Source organism: Planctomycetia bacterium (assembly GCA_034440135.1).
Lineage (GTDB): Bacteria > Planctomycetota > Planctomycetia > Pirellulales > JALHLM01 > JALHLM01.
This window is the reverse complement of record JAWXBP010000467.1, coordinates 1-2,513: the sequence shown is the minus strand read 5'-3', so window position 1 is coordinate 2,513 and position 2,513 is coordinate 1. Positions and strand designations below refer to the sequence as shown.

Annotated in this window: 2 protein-coding genes; both read left to right on the top strand. The window is 61.7% G+C overall.

Annotated elements, in window-relative coordinates:
- Positions 1 to 504 (top strand): phage portal protein (locus SGJ19_26720; protein ID MDZ4783857.1); only part of this gene is annotated, 504 nt, incomplete at its 5' end.
- Between the two features lie 27 nt (positions 505 to 531).
- Positions 532 to 2,513: peptidase U37 (locus SGJ19_26715; protein MDZ4783856.1), on the top strand; the 1,982-nt coding region annotated here is incomplete at its 3' end.

Sequence of the window (2,513 nt, the reverse complement as noted above, 5' to 3'; positions counted from 1 at the left end):
GATCTGTCGAACGTCAACTATTCTTCTTATCGCGCGGGCATGCTTGGGTTCCGTAATGCCATCGAGGCGTTCCGGTGGTTGACGCTGATCCCGATGTACTGCCGCCCGACGTGGCGGAGGTTCATTGACACCCTGGTCTTCATCGGAAAGATTCCCGAGGCGAACTATGGCGTGCAATGGACGGCGCCCAAGTTCGAATCCGTCGATCCGTTGAAGGATGCCATGGCCGAGTTGAAGCGCATCCGCACAGGCACTTTGACATTGTCCGAGGCGATCGCACAGAACGGCTACGACCCCGAGAAGCAGTTGCAGGAAATCAAGCGGATGAACGAGCTGCTCGACCAGTTGCAGATCGTCCTGGACTGCGATCCGCGCAAAGTGAACGACAAGGGCGTCGAGCAACAGACCGACCGCGGCGAGACGGTGCCATCGCCAAAGCAGACTGGCACGGTGAAACATTCAGCCCGGCAGTGGGATTCGCCCACGAGAAGCTACACCTCGTAAATCAGCACCTACAGGAAGGAGTCAACTATGCCCGAAGAGATCACGGGGACAGCGCTGGAGACCGCTCCGGTGGAGGTAATCGCTGCCGCTGCGGCAGAGCCAGAGAGCCATCCGGAAGCCGCCGAATTCCAAGTCGAGCGCTTCGCGGTGGCGGCGAACTTCGCTCCGCCGTCGGCCAATGAAGACGCTCGTACCATTGACGCGGTCTGGTACACGGGTGCCAAGGTGCCACGGTTTGACTGGCGCAGTGGCGAGGAATACGACCTCATCCTCGACATGAAAGGCTGCCGCATGGATCGCCTGAATAACGGCGGCCCCGTGCTGGACTCGCACAGCGCATACGGTGTGGAGAGTCAACTCGGCGTGGTGCGCAAGGCGTGGGCAAAGAAATCCACCGGCCTGGCCACGATCCAGTTCAGCAAACGTGACGCAGTGACTCCGATCTGGAACGACGTGAAGGGCGGCATTATTCAGAACCTCAGCCCCGGCATGTGGATCTACAAGAAAGTTGACACCACTCCGAAGGGCCAGGAACGCAGGGAATTCACGGCGACGGATTGGGAACCGTTCGAGATCTCCCTCTTGTCCGTCCCCGCCGATGCGGCCACCACTTTCATGTCGGCGGCGGGAACGCCACCGGCACAGCCGAATGTAGTCGAAACGCAACGGGCATCTGCCCACATAAAGGAGAAACCTGACATGGAAACGACCACACAGGATGCGGGCGTTGAGGCCCGTCAGAACGAAGCTTCGCTCGCCGCCGCGCGCGACGAGGCGGTGAAGGCGGAGCGGTTGCGTGCGAGCACCATTCGCGCGATCGCGACCGGCCCATTCAAAGTGGAGGAGACCTTCCTCGCCGCGCTGATTGACGAGGGCGTGTCCGTCGACACGGCTCGTGAGCGCATCATGACGAAGCTCGATGCCGAGTTCCAGAAGCATCCGACTCTTCCCATCAACCCGCTCGCAACGTTCGGGGGCAAAGACGAAGTGGACAAGCGGCGCGAAGGGATGGAAGCTGCGTTGCTCTTGAGGGGCAATCCTCGCGCGCCTCGCGAACTGGTCGACAAAGGCCGCGAATTTGCCGGGCTCACGCTGGTGGACATGGCGCGCGAGTGTCTGAATGCAGCCGGCGTGAAGACTCGCGGAATGGACCGGCACGAGATTGCCCGCGTCGCGCTCCAGGGTCGCAGTGGGGCATCCGAATATTTCGCTGGAAACATGACCACGAGCGACTTTCCCAACATCCTCGCGAACGTCGCCAACAAGACCCTGCGCCAGGCGTATGACGCGGCGCCCCGCACCTTCGTGCCGTTCTGCCGGCAGGTCACCGCCGCCGATTTCAAGCCGGTGAATCGCATCCAGTTGAGCGACATCGCCGCGTTGCAGAAGACCAACGAAAACGGCGAGTTCGTTCGCATCTATCTGAGCGACTCCAAGGAGTCCTACGCGCTCACGACCTGGGGCGGCATCGTCCCGATCACCAGAAAAGTGGTCATCAACGACGACCTGCAGGCGTTGACGCGGATTCCTGCCGGCTTGGGCATCGCGGCCGCCACGCTCGAGAGCGACACCGTGTGGGCTGTGATCACGGCGAACGCGAACATGGCCGATGGCGTACCTCTGTTCCACGCGACGCACAAGAATCTGACGGCCACCAATGCCCTTACGGCGGTCGCCAACATCACCGCTGCGCGCAAGGCGATGCGCAAGCAGACCGCGCCCAAGGGCACGATCCTGAACCTGATCCCGAAGTTCCTGATCATCCCGGCGGCGCTCGAAGGCATTGCGGTCCAGATCACCAATCCCATCAATCTGGCGGCAACCGCGTCTTCCGCCGATGTGCCCGCGTTCGTGCGCGCCATGGTGCCGATTGTGGAACCACGCCTCGATGCAGTGGCCAGCGTTGGCGACACCAACTGGTACACGGCGGCCGACCCGAGCTCGATTGACACTATCGAGTACTGCTATCTCGAGGGACAGCAGGGTGTCTACATCGAGACCCGGCAGGG